18 protein-coding genes are annotated in these 21,761 nt (G+C 59.8%); all 18 read right to left on the reverse strand.

What is annotated here, in order from left to right; genetic code table 11:
* Positions 1–49: 49 nt before the first annotated feature.
* The gene (kdsA, locus tag J5M72_RS18990) at positions 50–895 is read right to left on the reverse strand and encodes a 3-deoxy-8-phosphooctulonate synthase (RefSeq protein ID WP_007954807.1); all 846 of its coding nucleotides are present in this window, start codon (positions 893–895) and stop codon (positions 50–52) included.
* Between the two features lie 4 nt (positions 896–899).
* Positions 900–2,531, reverse strand: a complete 1,632-nt coding sequence (locus tag J5M72_RS18995) for a CTP synthase (protein WP_085697338.1) — start codon at positions 2,529–2,531, stop codon at positions 900–902.
* A gap of 274 nt (positions 2,532–2,805) precedes the next feature.
* The gene (tilS, locus tag J5M72_RS19000) at positions 2,806–4,134 is read right to left on the reverse strand and encodes a tRNA lysidine(34) synthetase TilS (RefSeq protein WP_207866773.1); all 1,329 of its coding nucleotides are present in this window, start codon (positions 4,132–4,134) and stop codon (positions 2,806–2,808) included.
* Between the two features lie 147 nt (positions 4,135–4,281).
* Positions 4,282–5,229, reverse strand: coding sequence for an acetyl-CoA carboxylase carboxyltransferase subunit alpha (locus J5M72_RS19005; protein WP_011332694.1), 948 nt, complete (start codon positions 5,227–5,229; stop codon positions 4,282–4,284).
* A 139-nt stretch (positions 5,230–5,368) separates the two neighbouring features.
* Positions 5,369–8,890, reverse strand: coding sequence for a DNA polymerase III subunit alpha (gene dnaE / locus J5M72_RS19010; RefSeq protein WP_169429071.1), 3,522 nt, complete (start codon positions 8,888–8,890; stop codon positions 5,369–5,371).
* Between the two features lie 76 nt (positions 8,891–8,966).
* The gene (gene rnhB / locus J5M72_RS19015) at positions 8,967–9,593 is read right to left on the reverse strand and encodes a ribonuclease HII (protein WP_243433398.1); all 627 of its coding nucleotides are present in this window, start codon (positions 9,591–9,593) and stop codon (positions 8,967–8,969) included.
* 11 nt (positions 9,594–9,604) lie between these two features.
* Positions 9,605–10,735, reverse strand: a complete 1,131-nt coding sequence (lpxB, locus tag J5M72_RS19020; protein ID WP_207866775.1) for a lipid-A-disaccharide synthase — start codon at positions 10,733–10,735, stop codon at positions 9,605–9,607.
* A gap of 2 nt (positions 10,736–10,737) precedes the next feature.
* The gene (gene lpxA, locus J5M72_RS19025; RefSeq protein WP_169429068.1) at positions 10,738–11,514 is read right to left on the reverse strand and encodes an acyl-ACP--UDP-N-acetylglucosamine O-acyltransferase; all 777 of its coding nucleotides are present in this window, start codon (positions 11,512–11,514) and stop codon (positions 10,738–10,740) included.
* Positions 11,511–11,951: a 3-hydroxyacyl-ACP dehydratase FabZ gene (fabZ, locus tag J5M72_RS19030; RefSeq protein WP_003222142.1), complete on the reverse strand. Its 441-nt coding sequence runs from the start codon at positions 11,949–11,951 to the stop codon at positions 11,511–11,513. The genes lpxA and fabZ overlap by 4 nt, the downstream gene beginning before the upstream one ends.
* 106 nt (positions 11,952–12,057) lie before the next feature.
* Positions 12,058–13,113 (reverse strand): UDP-3-O-(3-hydroxymyristoyl)glucosamine N-acyltransferase, encoded by a 1,056-nt coding sequence (lpxD, locus tag J5M72_RS19035; protein WP_169429067.1) that lies wholly within the window; start codon positions 13,111–13,113, stop codon positions 12,058–12,060.
* Between the two features lie 3 nt (positions 13,114–13,116).
* Positions 13,117–13,620 carry an OmpH family outer membrane protein gene (locus J5M72_RS19040; RefSeq protein WP_003222140.1) on the reverse strand — a complete coding sequence of 168 codons (504 nt, stop codon included), beginning with the start codon at positions 13,618–13,620 and terminating at the stop codon, positions 13,117–13,119.
* A 45-nt stretch (positions 13,621–13,665) separates the two neighbouring features.
* Complete coding sequence (gene bamA, locus J5M72_RS19045) at positions 13,666–16,056, reverse strand: outer membrane protein assembly factor BamA (RefSeq protein ID WP_169429066.1); 2,391 nt, start codon at positions 16,054–16,056, stop codon at positions 13,666–13,668.
* Between the two features lie 74 nt (positions 16,057–16,130).
* The gene (rseP, locus tag J5M72_RS19050; protein ID WP_207866776.1) at positions 16,131–17,483 is read right to left on the reverse strand and encodes a sigma E protease regulator RseP; all 1,353 of its coding nucleotides are present in this window, start codon (positions 17,481–17,483) and stop codon (positions 16,131–16,133) included.
* A gap of 56 nt (positions 17,484–17,539) precedes the next feature.
* Positions 17,540–18,730: a 1-deoxy-D-xylulose-5-phosphate reductoisomerase gene (ispC, locus tag J5M72_RS19055; RefSeq protein WP_207866777.1), complete on the reverse strand. Its 1,191-nt coding sequence runs from the start codon at positions 18,728–18,730 to the stop codon at positions 17,540–17,542.
* On the reverse strand, positions 18,727–19,533 hold the full coding sequence (locus J5M72_RS19060; protein WP_169429063.1) for a phosphatidate cytidylyltransferase: 807 nt from the start codon (positions 19,531–19,533) through the stop codon (positions 18,727–18,729). Before J5M72_RS19060 ends, ispC begins: the two co-directional genes overlap by 4 nt.
* Positions 19,533–20,288 carry a polyprenyl diphosphate synthase gene (gene uppS / locus J5M72_RS19065; protein ID WP_207866778.1) on the reverse strand — a complete coding sequence of 252 codons (756 nt, stop codon included), beginning with the start codon at positions 20,286–20,288 and terminating at the stop codon, positions 19,533–19,535. The genes J5M72_RS19060 and uppS overlap by 1 nt, the downstream gene beginning before the upstream one ends.
* 14 nt (positions 20,289–20,302) lie before the next feature.
* Positions 20,303–20,860: a ribosome recycling factor gene (gene frr, locus J5M72_RS19070; RefSeq protein ID WP_008019552.1), complete on the reverse strand. Its 558-nt coding sequence runs from the start codon at positions 20,858–20,860 to the stop codon at positions 20,303–20,305.
* Positions 20,857–21,600: a UMP kinase gene (gene pyrH, locus J5M72_RS19075; protein WP_011332683.1), complete on the reverse strand. Its 744-nt coding sequence runs from the start codon at positions 21,598–21,600 to the stop codon at positions 20,857–20,859. The genes frr and pyrH overlap by 4 nt, the downstream gene beginning before the upstream one ends.
* Between the last annotated feature and the right edge of the window lie 161 nt (positions 21,601–21,761).

A 21,761-nucleotide genomic window follows, 5' to 3' on the forward strand; every position in this document is an offset into this window, starting at 1 on the left:
CGAGGGCATGAGCGACAAATCGTGCGGTACTTTACCGGAGAATTGAGGTTTACGCGGTTTCTACCGTCGGAAAACTCTTCACCAGTTCGTCCAGGGCTTTGAGCTGGGCCAGGAATGGCTCCAGTTTGTCCAGACGCAAGGCGCAAGGGCCGTCGCATTTGGCGTTGTCCGGGTCCGGGTGCGCTTCGAGGAACAGACCCGCCAGCGACTGGCTCATGCCAGCCTTGGCCAGGTCGGTGACCTGGGCGCGGCGACCGCCGGCGGAGTCGGAACGACCGCCAGGCATTTGCAGCGAATGGGTCACGTCGAAGAATACCGGGTACTCGAACTGCTTCATGATGCCGAAGCCGAGCATGTCGACCACGAGGTTGTTGTAGCCGAAGCTCGAACCGCGCTCGCAGAGGATCAACTGATCGTTACCCGCTTCCACGCATTTGTTCAGGATGTGTTTCATTTCCTGAGGCGCGAGGAACTGGGCTTTCTTGATGTTGATGACGGCATTGGTCTTGGCCATCGCGACGACCAGATCGGTCTGGCGCGACAGGAAGGCCGGCAACTGGATGATGTCGCAGACCTCGGCGACGACCGCGGCCTGGTCAGGCTCGTGGACGTCGGTGATGATCGGCACGCCGAAGGCTTGTTTGATGTCCTGGAAGATGCGCATGCCCTCTTCCAGGCCAGGACCGCGATAGGAGGTCACAGAAGAACGGTTGGCCTTGTCGAAGCTGGCCTTGAACACGTAAGGGATACCGAGTTTTTCGGTGACCTTCACATACTCTTCGCAAACCTGCATGGCCATGTCACGGCTTTCCAGCACGTTCATGCCGCCGAACAGCACCATGGGTTTGTCGTTGGCAATCTCGATGTCGCCGACGCGGATGATCTTCTGTGCCATCGGGTTACGCCTTCTTCTGGTGTTGAGCCAACGCTGCTTTCACGAAACCGCTGAACAGCGGGTGACCGTCACGCGGAGTCGAGGTGAATTCCGGGTGGAACTGGCAAGCGACGAACCATGGATGATCCGGTGCTTCGACCACTTCAACCAGCGCTGCATCGGAAGAGCGACCGGAGATTTTCAGGCCGGCCTCGATGATCTGCGGCAGCAGGTTGTTGTTCACTTCGTAACGGTGACGGTGACGCTCGACAATCACATCCTTGCCGTAGCAGTCGTGCACCTTGGAGCCGGGTTCGAGCAGGCATTCCTGAGCGCCGAGGCGCATGGTGCCGCCCAGGTCGGACGCTTCGGTACGCACTTCAACAGCACCGGTGGCGTCTTCCCACTCGGTGATCAGACCGACAACCGGATGGCCGCTGGCGCGATCAAACTCGGTGGAGTTTGCGTCTTTCCAGCCCAGCACGTTACGGGCGAACTCGATGACCGCCACTTGCATGCCCAGGCAGATCCCCAGGTACGGAACCTTGTTTTCGCGAGCGTATTGAACGGCAGTGATCTTGCCTTCCACGCCACGCAGACCGAAGCCGCCCGGTACGAGGATCGCGTCGACGCCTTCCAGCAGCGCAGTGCCCTGGTTCTCGATGTCTTCGGAATCGATGTAGCGCAGGTTGACCTTGGTACGGTTGGTGATGCCGGCGTGACTCATCGCTTCGATCAGCGACTTGTAGGCGTCCAGCAGTTCCATGTACTTGCCGACCATCGCGATGGTGACTTCGTGCTCCGGGTTCAGCTTGGCATCGACGACCTTTTCCCACTCGGACAGGTCGGCGCCATTGCATTGCAGGCCGAAACGCTCGACGACGAAATCGTCCAGACCCTGAGCGTGCAGCACGGCCGGGATCTTGTAGATGGTGTCGACGTCTTCCAGGGAGATCACCGCACGCTCTTCAACGTTGGTGAACAGCGCGATCTTGCGACGCGACGACACGTCCACCGGATGGTCGGAGCGGCAGATCAGCACGTCTGGCTGCAGACCGATCGAACGCAGTTCCTTCACGGAGTGCTGGGTCGGCTTGGTTTTGGTCTCGCCCGCGGTGGCGATGTACGGCACCAGAGTCAGGTGCATCAGCATCGCGCGCTTGGAACCGACTTCCACACGCAGCTGGCGGATGGCTTCGAGGAACGGTTGCGATTCGATGTCGCCAACGGTACCGCCGATTTCCACCAGGGCCACGTCGGCATCGCCGGCACCCTTGATGATGCGACGCTTGATTTCGTCGGTGATGTGCGGAATCACCTGGATGGTTGCACCCAGGTAGTCACCACGGCGCTCTTTGCGCAGCACGTGTTCGTAGACACGGCCGGTGGTGAAGTTGTTGTTCTGGGTCATGGTCGTACGGATGAACCGCTCGTAGTGGCCCAGGTCCAGGTCGGTCTCGGCGCCGTCGTGGGTGACGAACACTTCACCGTGCTGGAACGGGCTCATGGTGCCCGGGTCGACGTTGATGTACGGATCCAGCTTCAGCATGGTGACCTTAAGCCCCCGCGCCTCCAGGATGGCCGCCAATGAAGCCGATGCAATGCCTTTCCCCAAAGAAGAAACAACACCGCCCGTGACGAATATGTAGCGCGTCATGAAAAACCCTAGAAGTCTGCGTTAAAGCGGTCCGAGCCGCCGGGGAAAGCGAAGGAAGGCCGAAGCCCCCGATCACCTGCATTAATCACAGTGCACCTTTCAAAAAAACCGCCGCGTTGGGACAGACCGGAAGTGAAAACACCGGTACGTTGCTCGCTACACATTTTTTGGAATCGCCCAGCAAAGACTGCTTGGTAATCGGCAACTCCTGCAATTCAGGCGAATCCACAGAAGTTGTATCAAGAAGGGAGCGTAGTCTACCGGAATGCCCCCTTCATCTCAAACCTTGATCTTCGTCCGAAGGCTGCCAATCCAATCGCCAGCCTTCCAGCGCATTGCCGTCGAGCCCCGGCAGGTTCGCCACGGCGAGCAATTCTTCCCCGCGAAACAGCAGCGGCAATCTGCCACGCACGAAGGCCGGCACCGCGCGCTCATTGAGCAGGCGCTTGAGATCGCGATGTCCGCGATTCGTCAGATGCATCACTTCACCGCCCTGACGATAGCGGATCTGCAGCGCTCCTGCGGGAGTCTGACCGGTGAACATGACACGCCCGTTATCGGGCAAGCGTAGCGCCAGCGACGGCGCCTGCCAGTCGCCGCAGACCGCCGGCGTACGCAGCCAATGGCCGCTAAGCCACCACAGGCGACCGGCGCTGCGGTGCAACTCGCCATCCGCCAGACGCCAGACCGCCGAAGCATCGTTGCCGGCATCGCGCAGGTCCGCCCAACCCGACCAATGGTCGGTGTCCGGCAGTCGCGTATGCGGTTCGAGCCAGTGACTGAGTGCATTTCGCTGGCGCGCAGCCGACAGTCCCGCCATGGCTGCAAGCTCCAGGGATGGCACTCCCAGCCATGCAAACTCGCTGGATGTCATCGCTGACTTCAGATCGATCTGCGCCAACTCATCAAGCAAGCCCTGCGCCTCGCGCAGATGTGCCGCACTGCGGGCCATGCTGGCGTGTGCCTGCGGCCAGCGACCGGTCAGCAGCGGCATGACCTGATGACGCAGGTAGTTGCGCGAGAACTGTCGATCCTGATTCGACGGGTCGTCTACCCAGTGCAGCTGATGTTCCTGCGCATAGGCTTCAAGTTCAGCACGCGTGACGTCGAGCAAGGGCCGAACCAGACTGCCCTGCCCCAGCGCACGCCGGGCTGGCATGCCGGAGAGCCCCCGAACCCCGGCACCACGCAGCAGACGGAACAGCAGCGTTTCGGCCTGATCGTCGCGGTGCTGGCCAGTCAGCAACACATCATTGACCCGGGTTGCTGCACTGAACACCGCATAACGCGCATCCCGCGCCGCGCGCTCCAGGCTGGCACCCTTTGGCACGGTGACGTGAACAACCGTCAATGGCACGCCCAAGCCGTCACAGACAGACTGACAATGCTCCGGCCACGCATCAGCCACAGCCTGAAGACCGTGATGGACATGGATGGCGCTTAGCGATGGAACGGATTCGGTTTTGGCCAGAGTTGCCAGAAGGTGCAGCAGGACGGTGGAATCGAGGCCACCGGAGAAAGCGATACGCCAATGAGCCGCATCGAGCCAGGGCTTGAGACTGCCCAAAAGCCTGGAAGGTAAATCAATCGAGGGCTGACCCATTTTTCTACCTTTTCACAAACCAAAAGCGGGAGCGGGCTTGCTCGCGAAAGCGGTGAAACAGCCAACACAGTCGTTGAATGTTACATCGCATTCGCGGGCAAGCCCGCTCCCACAGTGTTTTGCGTTGTCAGCCAAAACGGCGTTCGATCAGAGGCCGTAGCTCATCAGACGATCATAACGACGCTTGAGCAGCGCTTCGTTGTCGAACTTCTTCAGCATCGCCAGTTGCGAGCTCAGCTCGGCGCGGATCGATGCTGCGGCAGCGGCCGGATCACGGTGGGCGCCGCCCAGAGGCTCGCTGATCACCTTGTCGACGATGCCCAGGCCTTTCAGACGCTCGGCGGTGATGCCCATCGCTTCAGCGGCATCCGGCGCCTTTTCTGCGGTTTTCCACAGAATCGAAGCGCAGCCTTCCGGCGAGATCACCGCGTAGGTCGAGTACTGCAGCATGTTCAGCTGGTCGCACACACCGATCGCCAGTGCACCGCCGGAACCACCTTCACCAATCACGGTGGCGATGATCGGGGTTTTCAGGCGGGCCATGACGCGCAGGTTCCAGGCGATCGCTTCGCTCTGGTTGCGTTCTTCGGCGTCGATGCCAGGGTAGGCGCCCGGGGTGTCGATGAAGGTCAGGATCGGCATCTTGAAACGCTCGGCCATTTCCATCAGGCGGCACGCCTTGCGGTAGCCTTCCGGACGCGGCATGCCGAAGTTGCGGCGTACCTTTTCACGCACTTCACGGCCCTTCTGGTGACCGATCACCATCACTGGCTGGTCTTCCAGACGTGCCACGCCGCCTACAATGGCCGCGTCGTCGGAGAAGTGACGATCACCGTGCAGCTCGTCGAACTCGGTGAAGATGTGCTCGATGTAGTCCAGGGTGTAGGGACGTTTCGGGTGACGTGCCAGACGTGCGATCTGCCAGCTGGTCAGCTTGCCGAAGATGTCTTCGGTGAGCGTCTTGCTCTTGTCCTGCAGGCGGGAGATCTCATCGCCGATATTCAGCGAATTGTCATTACCGACCAAGCGCAACTCTTCGATCTTGGCTTGCAGGTCGGCGATCGGCTGTTCGAAATCCAGGAAATTCGGGTTCATAGGCGTCCGTCTTGGGTCGAGTCCCAATTGAGCTTGGGCCGGCCGGTTGTCTATTCGCGCCCTACCTTAAGGGAGAGGCGCGCTGAGGTCGAGATTAAAAATTCAGGTTGTGGGCAGGCGGCGTGTTCTCACCTGCCGGTCAACGGTATTGGAGGAAGACGTTGTCTCGCCCGAACTGGTCACGCAGGGCTTGAATCAAGGCATCCGCCGGGTCGATCCGCCAGGTCTCGCCAAACTGCAGCAAGGTCTTCGCATCAGGGCTGGTGTACTCCATGGTAATCGGGCACGCCCCGCGGTGACGCTTGAGCAAATCCCCCAACCAGCGTAGCTGATCGCCTTTCAGGTCCTGGGTCTGCAACTTCAGGCGCAGGCTCTCGGCCAGGTTGGTGCGCGCATCTTCCATGCTCATCACCCGTTTGACCCGCAGGCGCAGGCCGCCGGAGAAGTCGTCGTTGCTGACCTCGCCTTCGACCACCACCATCGCATCGGTCTGCAACAGCGATTGCGCAGAATGGAACGCATCGGCAAACAGCGACGCCTCGATCCGCCCGGAGCGGTCGTCGAGGGTGATGAAGCCCATCTTGTCGCCCTTTTTGTTCTTCATCACCCGCAGGGCAATGATCATCCCCGCCACGGTCTGGGTGTCCCGGGCCGGTTTCAGATCGATGATGCGCTGGCGGGCGAAACGGCGGATTTCGCCTTCGTACTCGTCGATCGGGTGACCGGTCAGGTACAGGCCCAAGGTGTCTTTTTCACCTTTGAGCCGCTCCTTGAGGGTCAGCTCTTTCGCCTTGCGGTGGATCGCGTAAACGTCCGCGTCCTCTTCGACGAACAACCCGCCAAACAGGTCGGCATGGCCGCTGTCACGGGTACGGGCAGTCTGCTCGGCCGACTTGATCGCCTCTTCCATCGCCGCCAGCAACACCGCGCGGTTACGGTCGATGTTGGCCTGATACGCCTTCTGCTCGTCGTGGAAGTACGGGCCGAGGCGATCCAGCGCGCCGCTGCGGATCAGACCGTCCAGCGTGCGCTTGTTGATACGTTTGAGGTCGACCCGGGCGCAGAAGTCGAACAAGTCCTTGAACGGGCCGGCCTGACGAGCCTCGGTGATTGCTTCCACCGGGCCTTCGCCGACGCCTTTGATCGCGCCCAGGCCATACACGATGCGGCCTTCGTCGTTCACCGTGAACTTGAATTCCGACGTGTTCACGTCCGGCGCATCGAGGCGCAGCTTCATCGTGCGCACTTCCTCGATCAAGGTCACTACCTTGTCGGTGTTGTGCATATCCGCCGAAAGCACCGCAGCCATGAACGGCGCCGGGTAGTGAGCTTTCAGCCAGGCGGTCTGGTACGACACCAGACCGTAGGCGGCGGAGTGGGATTTGTTGAAGCCGTAACCGGCGAATTTTTCCACCAGGTCGAAAATGTTACCCGCCAGGTCCGCGTCGATATTGTTCGACGCACAGCCCTCAATGAAACCGCCGCGCTGCTTGGCCATTTCCTCGGGTTTTTTCTTACCCATCGCCCGACGCAGCATGTCCGCACCACCGAGGGTGTAACCGGCCATGACCTGGGCGATCTGCATCACCTGTTCCTGATACAGGATGATGCCGTAGGTCGGCGCCAGCACCGGTTGCAGGCCTTCGTACTGGTAATCCGGGTGCGGATACGCCAGTTCCGCACGACCGTGTTTACGGTTGATGAAGTCATCCACCATGCCGGACTGCAGCGGGCCCGGACGGAACAGGGCCACCAGTGCGATCAAGTCTTCGAGGCAGTCGGGCTTGAGCTTTTTGATCAGTTCTTTCATGCCGCGGGATTCGAGCTGGAATACCGCGGTGGTTTCAGCTTTTTGCAGCAGTTGATAAGTCGGCTTGTCATCCAGCGGGATGAACGCGATGTCCAGCGGCGGCTCGTTGACCTTGGCGCGGTCACGGTTGATGGTTTTCAGTGCCCAGTCGATGATCGTCAGGGTCCGCAGACCGAGGAAGTCGAACTTCACCAGACCGGCCGCCTCCACATCATCCTTGTCGAACTGGGTCACCAGACCGTCGCCGGCCTCGTCGCAATAAATCGGCGAGAAGTCGGTCAGTTTGGTCGGCGCGATCACCACACCACCGGCGTGTTTACCGACGTTACGCACCACGCCTTCGAGCTTGCGCGCCATCTCCCAGATTTCCGCCGCTTCTTCATCCACCTTGATGAAGTCGCGCAGGATTTCTTCCTGCTCGTAGGCTTTTTCCAGGGTCATGCCGACTTCGAACGGAATCATCTTCGACAGGCGATCCGCCAGGCCGAACGACTTGCCTTGGGCCCGCGCCACGTCTCGCACCACAGCCTTCGCAGCCATGGAACCGAAAGTGATGATCTGGCTCACCGCATTGCGGCCGTATTTTTCGGCCACGTAATCGATTACCCGGTCGCGACCGTCCATGCAGAAGTCGACGTCGAAGTCCGGCATCGATACCCGTTCCGGGTTGAGGAAACGTTCGAACAGCAGGTCATATTCCAGCGGGTCGAGGTCGGTGATCTTCTGTACATAGGCCACCAGCGATCCGGCACCCGACCCCCGGCCAGGGCCCACCGGCACACCGTTGTTCTTGGCCCACTGGATAAAGTCCATCACGATCAGGAAGTAACCGGGGAACCCCATCTGGATGATGATATCCAGCTCGAAATTCAGCCGGTCGACGTAGACCTGTCGCTTGGCCTCGTAATCTTCAGTGGTGTCCTTGGGCAGCAGTACGCTGAGACGCTCTTCCAGACCGTCAAACGATACCTTGCGGAAATACTCGTCGATGGTCATGCCATCGGGAATCGGATAGTCCGGCAGGAAGTGTTTGCCCAGCTTCACGTCGATGTTGCAGCGCTTGGCGATCTCGACGGTGTTTTCCACCGCATCCGGCAAGTCGCTGAACAGCTCGGCCATTTCCTCGGCGCTTTTCAGGTACTGCTGATCACTGTAGTTCTTCGAACGCCGCGGGTCGTCGAGGGCCCGGCCCTCACCGATGCAGACGCGGGTTTCGTGGGCGGCGAAGTCTTCCTGCTTGATGAAGCGCACATCGTTGGTGGCGACCAGTGGCGCACCGAGCTTCTCGGCCAGGGCCACGGCACCGTGCAGTTGCTCTTCGTCGTTCGGACGGTTGGTACGCTGGATTTCCAGATAAAAACGATCCGGGAACACCGACATCCACTCGCGGGTGAGGGCCTCGGCCTCGGCGGGGTTGCCGCCGATCATGGCCATGCCGATCTCGCCTTCTTTGGCGGCGGACAGCATGATCAGGCCTTCGTTGGCCTCGGCGACCCATTCGCGCTCGATGATGACCATGCCGTTGCGCTGACCGTCGATGAAGCCACGGGAAATCAGCTCGGTAAGGTTGCGATAGCCCTGGGCATTCATGACCAGCAGACTGATCCGGCTCAATGGCCCGTCCGGATCCTTGTTCGACAGCCACAGGTCGGCGCCGCAGATCGGTTTGATTCCCGCGCCCATGGCGTTTTTATAGAACTTGACCAGCGAACACATGTTGTTCTGGTCGGTAACCGCAACGGCCGGCATGCCCATACCGGTCAGGGCCTTGACCAGCGGCTTGATCCGCACCAGCCCGTCGACCAGGGAGTATTCAGTGTGCAGGCGTAGATGAACGAATGAAGCCGGCATAGTGATCCTGTCCAGTTACATAGAAACAACAAGGCCCGGATTGTACCGGGCCCAGAATAAAACATCAGCCTCGCCGCTAAACCGGCGTGAGACCTTCCAGCGCCTCGTAAGCCTGTCGCACCGGGGCAAACGAACGGCGATGAATCGGCGTGGGCCCGAGGCGCACCAGCGCTTCCAGATGAACGGGGGTCGGGTAGCCTTTGTGGCCACCGATGCCGTAACCCGGATAGATCAACTCGAACGCCGCCATCTCACGGTCGCGGCTGACCTTGGCCAGAATCGACGCCGCCGCAATGGCCGGAACCTTGCTGTCGCCCTTGACCACCGCCTCGGAACGCATCGGCAGTTTCGGGCAACGGTTGCCGTCGATCATCACCAGTTTCGGCTGGATGTGCAGGCCGGCCACCGCACGCTGCATCGCCAGCATGGTGGCGTGCAGAATGTTCAGTTCGTCGATCTCTTCGACCTCGGCGCGGGCGATGCACCAGCTCAGCGCCTTTTCGCAGATTTCGTCGTAGAGCTTTTCACGCCTGGCTTCGGTGAGTTTTTTCGAGTCGTTGAGACCGATAATCGGACGGTTCGGATCGAGGATGACCGCCGCCGTGACGACTGCACCGCACAGCGGGCCGCGACCGACTTCATCAACGCCGGCCACCAGTTCTTCGACTTCGGCGACCAGGGTGAAATCCAGGCCCATCTGCATGCTTGTCTTGCTCATCGTTTTTGCCCGATCAGGTTCAGAACGGCGTCAGCCGCCTGATTGGAGGCGTCCAGACGCAGGGTGCGGTGGATTTCGTCGAAGCCACGAGTCTGTTCTTCACCGCCGTCGATCAGCGGCGAAAGGGTCTGGGCCAGTGCCTCGACCGTCGCATCATCCTGCAACAATTCCGGCACCAACAGTCGCTGGGCCAGCAGATTGGGCAGAGAGACGTACGGGCTCTTGACCATGCGCTTGAGAATCCAGAACGTCAGCGGCGCAAGACGGTAGGCCACGACCATCGGGCGCTTGTACAGCAGCGCCTCAAGGGTCGCCGTACCCGACGCGATCAGGACCGCGTTGCACGCGGCCAACGCCAGGTGGGACTTGCCGTCGAGCAGGGTCACTGGCAGGTCGCGACCGGCCAGCAACGCTTCAAGCTGGGCCCGACGTTCAGGGTTGGCGCACGGCATGACAAAGCACAGCCCCGGGCGCATGGCACGCAGGCGTTCGGCGGTATCGAGGAACAGCGCACCCAGACGACTGACTTCGCCGCCGCGGCTGCCCGGCATCAAAGCCACCAGCGGGCCGTCAGACAGCCCCAGCTCGGCACGCGCGGACGCACGATCAGCCTCCAGTGGAATGGTATCGGCCAGCGTATGACCGACGAACCGCACCGGCACGCCCTTCTCTTCGTAAAACTTTGCTTCGAACGGCAACAACGTGAGCATCAGGTCGCAGCCTTCGCGGATCTTCAGCACCCGCTTCTGCCGCCAGGCCCATACCGAAGGGCTGACGTAGTGCGCGGTCTTGATCCCGGCCTGACGCAGTTTGAGTTCGATATTGAGGTTGAAATCCGGTGCATCAATGCCGATGAAGGCATCCGGCTTTTCGGCGATCAGCGTGGCGATCAGGTCCTTGCGGCGCTTGAGCAACTCGCGCAACCGCCCCAGGACTTCCACCAGCCCCATGACCGACAGACGTTCCATTGGAAAATAGGAGGTCAGGCCTTCGGCCTGCATCAGCGGACCGCCGACTCCGATGAACTCCACCGCAGGATGCTGTGCCTTGAGGGCGCGCATGAGACCGGCGCCCAGAATGTCACCGGAAGCCTCCCCCGCCACCAGCGCAATACGCAGATTGGCCATGGTCAGCGGGTGATGCCGCGGGTCGACGACTGGATGGAGTCACGGAACATCGCGACTTCCGGGAACTGTGCAGACGGCTCGGCCAGTTCGGCCAGCGCCTGTTCGACGGTCAGGCCCTGGCGATACACCGTTTTGTACGCACGGCGCAGGGCGTGAATGGCGTCTTCGCTGAAACCGCGACGGCGCATGCCCTCGAAGTTCATGCTGCGCGCTTCGGCCGGGTTGCCGAATACGGTAACGAACGCAGGAACGTCCTTGCCGATCGCTGTGCCCATGCCGGAAAAGCTGTGGGCGCCAATGTGGCAATACTGATGCACCAGGGTGAACCCGGACAGAATTGCCCAGTCATCAACGTGCACATGGCCGGCCAACGCAGTGTTGTTGACCAGGATGCAATGGTTGCCGATGACACTGTCGTGACCGATGTGGGCATAGGCCATGATCAGGTTGTGGTCGCCCAGCGTGGTTTCGGAACGATCCTGAACCGTGCCACGGTGAATCGTCACACCTTCTCGGATCACGTTATGGTCGCCGATCACCAGACGGGTGTCTTCGCCCTTGTACTTGAGATCCGGCGTGTCTTCGCCTACCGAGGAAAACTGGTAGATGCGGTTGTGCTTGCCGATTCGGGTTGGACCTTTGAGGATCACGTGAGGCCCGATCACTGTTCCCTCGCCGACTTCCACACCTGCGCCGATGATCGACCACGGGCCGACCTCGACACCCTCGGCCAGTACGGCCGAAGGATCGATGATTGCGCGAGGGTCAATCAAACTCATAGCTTGCGTTCCGCGCAGATGATTTCAGCGGAGCAGACCGGCTTGCCATCGACCGAAGCCTGGCATTCGAACTTCCAGATCTGGCGTTTGCAGCTGATGAACTTGGCTTCGAGGATCAACTGGTCACCCGGCAGCACTGGCTGACGGAAACGCAGTTTGTCGGAACCGACGAAATAGTAGAGGGTGCCATCGGCCGGTTTCACATCGAGCATCTTGAAACCAAGGATCCCGGCAGCCTGAGCCATCGCTTCGATAATCAGCACGCCCGGCATGATCGGGTGGGCTGGGAAGTGACCATTGAAGAATGGTTCGTTGATGCTGACATTCTTGTAGGCGCGAATGCGCTTGCCTTCCGTATCCAGCTCCACTACCCGGTCCACCAGCAGGAACGGGTAACGGTGAGGCAGGTATTCGCGAATCTCGTTGATGTCCATCATTTCGGGGGGAAGCCTATGTAAAGATTGGGAGCGCGACTGACGCGCACTCCTCTAGCAAATCAAGGAGGCAGTCCAGAGGCTGTGCACACTTGATATGGAAATGGTATCAGCCTTCAGATGAAGCATTGCCGCCAGGGGTCACTTCCCCTACGCGCTTTTCAAGCTGTTTCAAACGCCGTGCGAGGTCATCGAGCTGACGGATGCGCGCCGCGCTTTTACGCCATTCGGCAGCCGGCTGCATGGCTGTACCGGAAGAGTAGGCACCCGGCTCGGTGATCGAGTGGGTAACCATGGTCATTCCAGTCAGGAAAACGTTGTCACAAATATCGATGTGCCCTACCAGGCCGACACCCCCGGCGAGCATGCAGTGCTTGCCGATTTTGGTGCTGCCCGAAATCCCCACGCACGCTGCCATGGCGGTGTGATCACCGACCTGTACGTTGTGGGCGATCTGAATCTGGTTGTCGAGTTTCACGCCGTTGCCGATCACGGTGTCGGCCAGCGCACCGCGGTCGATGGCGGTATTAACGCCGATCTCCACATCGTCGCCGATGGTCACGCCACCGATCTGGGCGATTTTCTGCCAGATGCCTTTCTCGTTGGCGAAACCGAAGCCTTCACCGCCGAGCACAGCACCCGACTGGATCACCACACGCTTGCCGATACGCACATCGTGATACAGCGTCACCCGCGGAGCCAGCCAGCCGCCCTCGCCGATTTCGCTACGGGCACCGACGACGCAATGCGCACCGAGGGTTACACCGGCCCCGATCCGCGCACCCGCCTCGATCACCACAAAGGGACCGATGCAGGCAGTCGGATCAACGACGGCGTCCGGCGCGATCACCGCACTCGGGTGGATACCGGCAGTGGATTTCGGCTTCGGATCGAACAGGTGGGAAATACGGGCATAAGCCAGGTAAGGATCCGGCACCACCAGTGCATTCCCGGCATAGCCTTCGGCGTCTGCTGCCTTGAGCAACAGCGCTGCAGCTTGGGAGCCGGCCAGGTATTTGCGGTATTGAGGGTTTGCCAGAAAGCTCAACTGAGCTGGGCCAGCCTCCTGCAAGGTGGCTAGCCCAGTAATTTGCTGCTCGGGATCGCCACTCAGGGTGGCGCCGAGGAACTCGGCCAACTGGCCGAGCTTGATAGTCACGGTCATGGGTTACTTCAGCTGATTCATGCGCTCGATAACCTGGCGCGTGATGTCGTACTGAGGTTTGACATCGATGACTGCGCCACGCTCGAACACCAGGTCAAAACCACCTTTCTTGATGACTTCTTCCACTGCGCTATCCAGTTTCGGCTTCAGTTGCTTGAGCATTTCGCGGTCAGCAACGGCCTTGGCTTCGTTCAGCTCCTTGGACTGGAACTGGAAGTCCCGGGCCTTTTGCTTGAATTCCAGCTCCAGACGCTCACGCTCGCCCTGCTGCATCTTGTCGCCACCGGCCATCAGGCGATCCTGAATACCCTTGGCGCTGCTTTCCAGCGTCTTGAGCTTGGTCAGTTGCGGGCCGAACTTCTTCTCGGCATCCACGGCGTACTTCTTCGCCGCATCGGATTCCAGCAGTGCCATTTGATAGTTCAGAACAGCGATTTTCATGTCGGCAAACGCCGGGCCTGCCACCAGTACGGAGGCCAGGAGAACCAATTGAGTCAACTTACGCACGATGCACTCCTACAAAATCCATTGTCGTTATCTTGGGTCAGACGCTTAGAACGTCTGGCCGAGGGAGAATTGGAACACTTGAGTTTCAGCGTTATCCGGTTTCTTGACCGGCGTGGCCAGCGCGAAGCTCAAAGGACCCAGTGCGGTAACCCAGGTCACGCCGACACCGACGGAACTGGCCATGTTGCTGAAGCTGATGTCGTTGCACTGCGTCTTGGACTTGGTGATGCCGTCAGTGTTGAGTGTCTGCTGGCACTTGGAGTCGAAAACGTTACCCACATCCCAGAACACGGAAGTACGCAGCGAACGCTGATCCTTGACGAACGGCATCGGGAACAGGACTTCCACACCACCCTGGATCAGGACGTTGCCACCGAACGGCAGCGGATCCTGGTCCGGGTCTGCGATCGTGCCGACGTTACCGGTCTTATCCTTACCACGGCTAGGCGTACTGCGTGGACCCAAGGTGCTGTCCTTGAAGCCGCGAACCGAGTTGAAACCACCAGCATAGTAGTTTTCATAGAACGGCAAGCCATCGGTCGAACCGTAACCATCACCATAGCCCAGCTCGGTGTGCAGACGCAGGGTGTAGTTCTCGGTGATCGGCTGGAACAGCTGACCACGGTAGTCGAGTTTGTAGAACGACAGGTCGCTGCCCGGAATGGTGCTTTCCAGGGTCAGGCTCTGGGAACGACCACGGGTCGGCAGCACGCCTTTGTTCAGGGTCGATTCAGACCAGCCGGCCGACGCCTTGAAGTTCAGGTACTGGTCGCCTTCGCGGTTCACGAAGTCGAAAATCTCGTCGACGGTGTACTGACCGGTCTTGATCTTGTCCTGTTGCGCGGACAGGCCGAAGGTCAGACGCGAAGTCTCGCTGATCGGGTAACCGACGTTCACGCCGGCACCCAGGCTGTCTACCGCATAGCTTGCTACGTCGACGTCGAGGTCTTTGTAGTCGGTGGTGCGATAGAACGCGTTGTAGCCCAGGCTCACGCCGTCGGCGGTCCAGTAGGGGTCAACGTAGCCGAAGTTGTAGCGGCTCTGGTATTCACTACGGGTGAGGCCGACGCTGACGCGGTTACCGGTACCCAGGAAGTTGTTCTGGGTGATAGAACCACCGAGGATCAGACCGGCGCTCTGGGCAAAACCAACGCTGGCGGTGATCGAACCGGAAGCCTGCTCTTCAACGGCATAGTTCACGTCAACCTGGTCGTCGACACCTGGAACAGCCGGGGTCTCGACGTTGACTTCCTTGAAGAAGCCCAGACGTTCAAGACGGGTCTTGGACTGGTCGATCAGGTAGGTAGAAGCCCAGCCGCCTTCCATCTGGCGCATTTCACGACGCAGCACTTCGTCCTCGGACTTGGTGTTGCCACGGAAGTTGATACGGTTGACGTAGGCACGCTTGCCTGGATCTACAGCGAACAGGATGTCCACGGTGTGGTCATCGTCGTGCGGCTGCGGAACACCGTTGACGTTGGCGAAGGTGTAGCCCTCGTTGCCCAGACGACGGGTAATCAGTTCCGAGGTAGTGGTCATCAGCTTGCGCGAGAACACCTGACCTTTCTGCACCAGCAGCAGGGACTTGACCTGGTCTTCAGGCACTTTCAGGTCACCACTGAGCTTGACGTCACGAACGGTGTACTTCTCGCCTTCGTTGACGTTGACAGTGATATAGACGTGCTTTTTGTCCGGAGTAATGGAAACCTGGGTCGAAGCGATATCCATGTTGATATAGCCGCGGTCCAGGTAGTAGGAACGCAGACGCTCCAGGTCACCGGAAAGCTTTTCACGGGCGTATTTGTCGTCGTTCTTGAAGAACGACAGCCAGTTGGTGGTTTTCAGCTCGAACAGGTCGACCAGGTCTTCCTCGGGGAAAACCGTGTTGCCCACCACGTTGATATGCTGAATGGCAGCAACGGTGCCTTCGTTGATCTTCACTTTCAGGCCGACACGGTTACGCGGCTGCGATACCACTTCGGTATCGACGGTAGCCGAGTAACGACCTTGCGCAACGTACTGACGTTGCAGCTCGTTACGCACGCCTTCGAGGGTCGCGCGCTGGAAGATCTCGCCTTCGGCCAGACCGGATTGCTTGAGGCCCTTCATCAGGTCTTCGGTGGAGATCGCCTTGTTGCCTTCGATCTCGATGCTTGCGACCGATGGACGTTCGACGACGGTGATCACCAGAACGTTGCCTTCGCGGCCCAGCTGGATATCTTGAAAGAAACCGGTTTTGAACAACGCACGAGTGGATTCCACCAGGCGACGATCATCCGCCTGCTCGCCGACGTTCAACGGCAAGGCACCAAAGACGCTACCCGCGGAGACCCGCTGGAGGCCGTTGACGCGAATATCAGAGATAGTGAAGGACTCGGCGTGAACTTCGGCGATCATCAATACGGTGAGAACCGCAGTTAGCAGCAGACGTTTCATGAAGTCCTTTCTTATTCCAACTGGCAATAAACAAACTGCCGCAAAATGCGGCAGATTCGCAATTCAGCGAAGCGTTACAGACGACCCAGGTCGTTGACCAGAGCAAGCAACATCACCCCGACCACCAAACTGATACCGATCTGTATCCCCCAACCTTGCACCCGATCCGACAAGGGACGACCACGCGCCCACTCGATCAGATAAAACAACAAATGCCCCCCATCCAGTACAGGAATGGGCAGCAAATTCAGAACCCCCAGGCTAATACTCAGATAAGCAAGGAAATTCAGGAAATCAGCAACGCCCGACTGGGCAGAAGCGCCCGCCACTTTAGCAATGGTTATCGGTCCACTCAAGTTTTTTACCGAGAGCTCGCCGAACAGCATTTTCTTCAGTGAATCCAGCGTCAGGACACTCATGGTCCAGGTACGACGGGCACCCTCGCCAATCGCGGCCAAAGGGCCGTAGCTGACCTCGCGAATCATCTCCGGTGGCCAGTCGACGGCCTTCACCCCCGCCCCCAGATAACCGCTTGGCGACTTGCTCTCGCCGCGCGCCGCCAGTGTCACCGGGACGTCGATTTGAGCACCGTCGCGCTCGACGTGCAGCATGATTTTGGTATCAGGACGCGTACGTACCGTATCGACGACCTGCTGCCAGTCATCCAGCGCCTTGCCATCAAGGGCCAGAAGGCGATCACCGGTTTTCAGCCCGGCAGCCTGTGCCGGGCCTTTCGGATCGAGCTCAGCGAGCACTGGCGGCAGCGCAGGGCGCCATGGGCGAATACCCAGGGAGCGAATCGGATCCGGCTCGTCAGCCCCTTTGAGCCAATGATCCAGCGCAAGCTCCCGTGGCGAATCAGCAGTAGAGCCCTGCTCGCGCACCAGCACCTGCAGCGAACCACTTTCCCCCAGGCGACGTACCAATTGCAGATTGACCGCAGCCCAGCCGGACGTCGGCTCGCCGTCGATGGCCACGATTTCCTGGCCCGCACTCAGGCCGGCCTTCGCCGCGATACTGCCGGACTCGACTGCACCGATGACCGGACGCACCTGTTCGCTGCCCAGCATGGCCAGCACCCAGAAGAACACCATGGCCAGCAGAAAGTTGGCAACGGGACCGGCGGCGACGATGGCAATGCGCTGACGAACGGACTTGCGATTGAAAGACTGATGGAGCTGATCGGCCGGCACTTCACCTTCACGCTCATCCAGCATCTTGACGTAGCCGCCCAGCGGAATGGCCGCGACGACGAACTCGGTTCCCTGCTTGTCGTGCCAGCGCAGCAACGGCATGCCGAAGCCCACGGAAAAGCGCAGAACCTTGACGCCACAGCGACGCGCGACCCAGAAGTGGCCGAATTCGTGAAAGGTGACCAGCACACCCAAGGCGATCAGGGTGCCGGCAATCATATAGAGCGCGCTCATCTACTTTCTCCGCAATCCTGTTCCGTTCCGCCTGAAGCCGTGTGCTTTCTTCAGGTCTATCGACCGTGGCGAGTCAGCCATTGACCGGCCAGCGTGCGTGCCGCCGCATCCGCGGTAAACACCGCATCAAGATCATTCAGCGCAACCACCGGCTCAAGATTCAACACTTCCTCGATGATACTCGCGATTTCGAGGTAGCGAACCCGCCCGTCGAGAAACGCTGCTACCGCCACTTCATTCGCGGCATTGAGCATGGCAGGCGCACTGTCGCCCGCCTCGGCTGCCTGACGTGCCAGTCGCAGGCACGGAAAGCGCTTCTCATCGGGCGCCTCGAAATCCAGTCGCGCGATGGCAAACAGATCCAGTGGAGCCACACCCGAATCAATACGCTCCGGCCAGGCCAACGCATTGGCGATGGGGGTACGCATGTCGGGATTGCCCAACTGCGCCAGCACCGAGCCATCCACATAGTCGACCAGGGAGTGAATCACGCTTTGCGGATGGATCACCACCTCGACTTGCGACGGTCGGGCATCGAACAGCCAGCAGGCCTCGATCAGCTCAAGCCCCTTGTTCATCATGCTGGCTGAATCCACCGAGATCTTGCGCCCCATGGACCAGTTCGGATGAGCACAGGCCTGATCGGGTGAAACATGCGCCAGTTCGGCCATCGGCGTCTGCCGGAAGGGACCGCCAGAGGCTGTCAGTAAAATCCGACGCACACCGACATTGCTCAAACCACGGGAAAAATCCTGCGGCATGCACTGAAAAATCGCATTGTGCTCACTGTCGATTGGCAGCAGGACCGAACCGCTCTTGCGCACGGCTTCCATGAACAAGGCGCCGGACATCACCAGCGCTTCCTTGTTCGCCAAAAGAATTTTCTTGCCCGCCTCGACCGCGGCGAGGGTCGGGCGCAGACCGGCAGCACCGACGATGGCCGCCATCACCGCGTCCACCTCGGGAGCAGCCGCCACCTGACACAGCCCCTCCTCGCCCACCAGCACGCGAGTCGACAGACCGGCAGCACGCAGATCGTCCTGCAAGCCACGCGCCGCTGCGACTTCCGGCACCACCGCGAATTGCGGCACATGGCGCACGCACAGGGCAAACAGCTCGCTCAGGCGCGTGAAACCACTCAGGGCAAAAACCTGATAACGCTCAGGATGACGAGCAATGACATCCAGAGTGCTCAAACCGATCGAACCGGTCGCCCCCAGAACGGTAATCTGCTGTGGGCGACTCACGGTGCCGCCATCCACAGCAATACCGCGAATACCGGGATCGCCGCTGTCAGGCTGTCAATCCGGTCCAGTACACCGCCATGACCCGGCAGCAGATTGCTGCTGTCCTTGATGCCGGACTGACGCTTGAACATGCTTTCCGTCAGATCGCCCACCACGGAGATGAACACGATCAGCGCTGCACCGATCAAGCCCTTGAACAATTGCGCGACCGTCCAGTCACGAAACAGCGCAACCAGCGTGGTAATCACCAGGCTCAGCGCCAGACCGCCGTACACGCCTTCCCAGCTTTTGCCCGGACTGACTTGCGGGGCCAGCTTGCGCTTGCCGAAAGCACGACCAGAGAAATAGGCACCGATATCAGCGCCCCAGACCAGCACCATCACGGCCAGGATCTGAAGGTTACCCAGCTGGTTCTGCTTGATGTAGATCAGCCCTTGCCAGGCCGGCAGGAGAATCAGCAGGCCGATCACCAACTTGCTGGCAGCACTGGCCCAGCGCTCGCTGGAGCGCGGATAGGTCAGCACCAGCCAGGTCGCCACCGCCCACCAGATTACCGAGGCACCGAGCACCCAGGGCGCCAGCCCCGGCAGGATGTACATGACGAACAGCATCAGCGCGACGATTGCCGCATAACCAACGCGAAACGATTGCGCAGCGAAACCGGCCAGGCGCGCCCATTCCCAGGCACCCAGACTGACAACCAGGCCGATGAACAGCGCAAAGCCGGATCCCTCGAGCAGGAAAAAACCGCCCAGTGCGATCGGCAGCAGGATCAGCGCAGTGATGATTCGTTGTTTAAGCATTAAACCCGGGCTCCAGCTTCGATCTGCTCGCTCGTTTTACCGAAACGACGCTGACGCGAAGCGAAATCGGCCAGCGCATTACGCATGGCATCGTGTTTGAAGTCCGGCCAGAACAGGTCGGAGAAGTACAACTCGGCATAGGCCAGTTGCCACAGCAGGAAGTTGCTGACGCGGTGCTCGCCGCCCGTGCGGATACACAGGTCCGGCAACGGCAGATCACCGGTCGCCAGACAGGCTTGCAGCAGATCAGGCGTGATGTCTTCAGGACGCAGATGTCCGGCCTGAACCTCGCGAGCAAGACGCTGCGCAGCCTGCGCGATATCCCACTGACCGCCGTAGTTGGCGGCGATCTGCAGAATGAAGCGATTGCTTCCCGCGGTCATGGCTTCCGCTTCGCGCATGGCAGCCTGCAGCTCGGGATGGAAACGCGAACGGTCGCCAATGATGCGCAGGCTGATGTTGTTGTCGTTGAGCCGCTTGGCCTCGCGACGCAATGCCTTGAAGAACAGATCCATCAAGGCACTGACCTCATCGGCCGGGCGCTGCCAGTTCTCACTGGAAAAGGCGAACAGCGTCAGCACCTCGACCCCGGCCTCGGCACACACCTCGATCACCGCCCGCACAGCATCCACACCCGCTTTATGCCCGGCAACACCCGGCATAAAGCGTTTTTTCGCCCAGCGATTGTTGCCATCCATGATGATCGCGACATGGCGCGGCACCGCGGACGGCGCAGTCTGCTTGGTCTTTTCCATTTAAAGCTCGACCCTTATACGGCCATCAGGTCTTTTTCTTTCTCGGCAAGCTTAGCGTCGATTTCGGCCACGAACTTCTTGGTCAGATCATCGATCTCGCCAGTTGCGCGACGCTCTTCGTCTTCGCTGATTTCCTTTTCCTTGACCAGATCCTTCAGCGAGCTGTTGGCATCGCGACGGATGTTGCGCACGGCAACACGGGCATCTTCAGCCACGTCACGCGCCTGCTTGGTGAAGCCGCGACGGGTTTCTTCGGTCAGGGCCGGCATGCTGATCAGCAGCAGCTCGCCCAGGTTGGTCGGGTTCAGGTTCAGACCCGCACTGCCGATCGCCTTGTCGACCGCGCCCAGCATGTTGCGCTCGAACGCCACGACCTGCAGGGTACGAGCGTCCTTGACGGTGATGTTGGCCACTTGCTTGATCGGGGTGTCGGCACCGTAGTACGGAACCATCACGCCTTCCAGAATGCTTGGGTGCGCCTGGCCGGTACGGATGCGGCCGAAGTTGTGAGACAGGGACTCGACAGACTTCTGCATGCGCTCTTTAGCGTCTTTCTTGATTTCGTTGATCATTGTTGAACTTCCTCGATCAGGGTTCCTTCAGCGCCGCCGTGCACGATGTTCAGCAGGGCGCCGGGCTTGTTCATGTTAAATACGCGCAGCGGCATCTTGTGGTCGCGGCACAGGCAGATGGCCGTCAGATCCATTACGCCCAGCTTGCGATCCAGCACTTCATCGTAAGTCAGATGATCGAACTTCTCGGCATGCGGGTCTTTGAACGGGTCGGCAGTATAGACACCATCGACCTTGGTCGCTTTAAGCACGACATCCGCGTCGATTTCGATGGCACGCAGGCAGGCTGCCGAATCCGTGGTAAAGAACGGATTGCCGGTACCGGCCGCGAAAATCACCACGTCCTTGGAGTTCAGGTGACGCATGGCCTTGCGACGATCATAGTGATCGGTCACACCGACCATGGAAATGGCCGACATCACGATGGCCGAGATATTGGCACGTTCCAGCGCATCGCGCATGGCCAGGGCGTTCATCACAGTGGCCAGCATGCCCATGTGGTCGCCCGTAACCCGATCCATGCCGGCCTTGCTCAGCGCTTCACCGCGGAACAGGTTGCCGCCGCCGATCACCAGACCGACCTGAACGCCGATACCGACCAGTTGGCCGACTTCCAGCGCCATGCGATCCAGCACTTTCGGATCGATCCCGAACTCTTCCGAGCCCATCAGGGCCTCGCCGCTAAGCTTGAGTAGAATGCGTTTATAGCGAGCCTGATAACCACTGCCCTGCTGAGCCATTGCGAATCTCTCCTGCGGCGTATTTAAAAAATTCTTTGCGAGCTGTTTGCAGCTGCGTTCACTCTAGCGTGGCGCTGCTTCAGCGCCATCGGAACATGGCTTTGTAAGTCAGTTCCAAGGGGAAACCAATTAAAAATTGGTAACCCTATCTGAAAAGAGGC

The sequence above is a fragment of the Pseudomonas sp. 58(2021) genome (assembly GCF_017491585.1).
Classification (GTDB): Bacteria; Pseudomonadota; Gammaproteobacteria; order Pseudomonadales; family Pseudomonadaceae; genus Aquipseudomonas; species Aquipseudomonas fluorescens_BT.